4 protein-coding genes are annotated in these 2,742 nt (G+C 40.8%); 3 read left to right on the forward strand and 1 reads right to left on the reverse strand.

Annotated elements, in window-relative coordinates; all coding sequences use genetic code 11:
• Window positions 1–83: 83 nt before the first annotated feature.
• Window positions 84–707, reverse strand: a complete 624-nt coding sequence (gmk, locus tag B2Y23_RS15140) for a guanylate kinase (protein WP_291354970.1) — start codon at window positions 705–707, stop codon at window positions 84–86.
• Window positions 708–841: 134 nt separating this feature from the next.
• On the opposite strand from gmk, the gene ispH reads away from it, so the two are divergent.
• From ispH to pilV, 3 genes are all read left to right on the forward strand, one after another.
• Window positions 842–1,792 carry a 4-hydroxy-3-methylbut-2-enyl diphosphate reductase gene (ispH, locus tag B2Y23_RS15145; protein WP_291371700.1) on the forward strand — a complete coding sequence of 317 codons (951 nt, stop codon included), beginning with the start codon at window positions 842–844 and terminating at the stop codon, window positions 1,790–1,792.
• Window positions 1,793–1,953: 161 nt separating this feature from the next.
• Window positions 1,954–2,388 (forward strand): pilus assembly FimT family protein, encoded by a 435-nt coding sequence (locus B2Y23_RS15150; RefSeq protein ID WP_291371702.1) that lies wholly within the window; start codon window positions 1,954–1,956, stop codon window positions 2,386–2,388.
• A 19-nt stretch (window positions 2,389–2,407) separates the two neighbouring features.
• Window positions 2,408–2,742: type IV pilus modification protein PilV (gene pilV / locus B2Y23_RS15155; protein ID WP_291371704.1), on the forward strand; the 335-nt coding region annotated here is incomplete at its 3' end.

The raw sequence follows: 2,742 nt of genomic DNA on the forward strand, positions 1-2,742 counted from the left end.
GTGCCATAAGAATTCTCGTTTGAATATTAAATTTGAACAGACTGGGCAGTATAAAATGCTTTGCCTGTAGACTCAAGTTTTAATCACGGTTCTATAGGAGTAATTAATTTTTCAATTAATTCCTGATGACGGGCAGCCTGCTGAGATAACACTAAACGATTGGCAATAATCACGCATTCCAGATCATGCAGTGCCTTATTAAAGTCATCATTAATAATAATATAGTCGAAGTTGCTATATTGTTGCATGTCTTCAACTGCACAGCCCAGACGGCGTTCAATCACTTCCACCGAGTCGGTGCCACGATTGGAAAGACGTTGACGCAAGTCAAACTGACTAGGCGGTAAAATAAAAATTTGTTTGGATTCAGGAAAAAGTTTGCGGACTTGGTCTGCACCTTGCCAATCAATTTCAAGTAAAACATCATGCCCTTTGGCAAGTTGCTGTTTTACCGTCGCTTGAGCAGTACCGTAATAATTGCCAAACACTTCTGCATATTCAATAAAACCGCCTTGCTCAACCAAGGCAAGAAAATCTTCTTTTTTTGAAAAATGATAATGTACACCGTCAAGCTCACCAGGGCGTTGACCGCGCGTGGTATGGGAGACAGAAACGTGTAAATTGGTTACACGGTCGAGAAGGGCTTTAACGAGGGATGTTTTGCCTGTTCCCGATGCAGCAGAAACGACAAACAAGAGACCCGACATGATATTTTTCCTGATATGATAAAATATCTTCTCTATTTTAGAGTAGACCAGCATCAAACTAAATAGCTGATCGAAGTTTGTTTGCATTTATTTCAAATTATTCCGCTCAACTTCGGGTGAACATTGAGGATCTTATGGAAATTGTATTGGCCAATCCACGTGGTTTTTGTGCAGGTGTCGACCGAGCAATTGCGATCGTCAATCGAGCACTGGAATGTTTTAATCCACCTATTTATGTGCGTCATGAAGTAGTGCATAACAAATTTGTGGTGGATGATTTACGCCAGCGCGGTGCCATTTTTGTCGATGAGCTGGATGAGGTTCCAGATGACAATATCGTAATCTTTAGTGCGCACGGGGTATCGAAAGCGGTTCAAATTGAGGCGGAGCGCCGGGGTCTAAAAGTATTTGATGCCACCTGTCCACTGGTCACCAAGGTGCATATAGAAGTGACTAAATATGCACGTGAAGGAACCGAAGCCATTTTGATTGGTCATGAAGGCCATCCGGAAGTTGAAGGTACCATGGGGCAATATGACAAAAAAAATGGTGGTGAAATCTATCTGGTTGAAGATGAACTGGATGTAGCTGCTTTAAAAATACAACATCCCGAAAAAGTGGCTTTTGTTACCCAAACGACGTTATCCATTGATGATACTGCGAAAGTAATTGATGCTTTACGTACAAAATTCCCTCACATTCAGGGGCCACGTAAAGATGATATCTGTTACGCCACTCAAAACCGTCAGGATGCGGTACGTGACTTGGCAACCCAGTGTGATGTGGTTTTGGTTGTCGGTTCCCCAAATTCTTCAAATTCAAACCGTTTACGCGAGCTAGCGGAGCGTATGGGGAAGCATGCTTATTTAGTCGATAATGCAGATCAGCTTGATCAGGCCTGGTTTAATGAAACGACCAAAATTGGCGTTACTGCTGGCGCATCGGCACCCGAGATTTTAATCAAGCAGGTGATTCAACGTTTACAGGACTGGGGGGCGAAAGCGCCAGAAGAGCTGGCAGGGCGTGAAGAAAATATTACTTTTAGTTTGCCGAAAGAGTTACGGATTCCTATAACTCAAGCTTAAAACGTGAATGATTTAACATTCTGAAAATTTTAAAAATTGACAGATAATTGCTTTTTGGCAATTATCTGTTTTTTTATGCCTTTTATCCTTTTATGTGATTAATTTGTAATTAAGTTGGATATTATTTTAAATAGGGTAAAGTTTTGTTGCCTGGGGGGAGTATGCGAAGAAAAGAACAAGGATTCACCTTAATTGAGCTGATGATAACAATAGCTATATTGGCAATTATTGCGACAATGGCTGTTCCTTCTTTTACCCAGACAATTCGAAAAAACCAGCTGATAAGTGATACGCGTGATTTTGTAGATTTGTTGGCGGAAACAAGGTCTGAAGCGATTTTTAAACAAGGTGAACGGGTCTTGGCTGTGGATAACAGCGTTTCAACATTCTATAAAAAATGGTCCTCTACTCATGTGACAAAAGACAGTGGTGATGCCAGTGTCACTTTTAATCGTTTAGGGCAATCCACAATAACAGGCAATGGCCAGTGTTTTATATTTAAACATAATAATGATGCAACTTTGAAAGCATATGTATATGTGCAGAAAGGTGGGACGGTTGTATATAACAAAATAGCAACAAGTTGCCCGACTTGAGAAAAAGGAATTATTACAAATGAGAAATACTCAAAAAGGGGTAGGGCTAGTAGAGGTGCTAGTTGCATTGGTGCTTTTAAGTATTGCTGTCTTAGGTTTTGTTGCATTACAAATAAGAGCTGTTGGAGCTAGTGTAGAGGCTGGAATGAATGTACAGGCCTCTAATATTGCTAGGGATTTGGCAGAAAGGATGCGGGTAAATCGGGGTGGTTTGGAGGAATATAAAAAAGTCACCACGCCTCCAACTACTTGTGCAAGTGCATTTTGTACTGCAAATGAAATGGCTCAATATGATTATGCTCAAGTGGAAAGCCGAGCAAGTAATTTGGGCATGAGTATAAACGTATTGAATTG

It is taken from the genome of Acinetobacter sp. UBA5934 (assembly GCF_002430855.1).
Lineage (GTDB): Bacteria > Pseudomonadota > Gammaproteobacteria > Pseudomonadales > Moraxellaceae > Acinetobacter.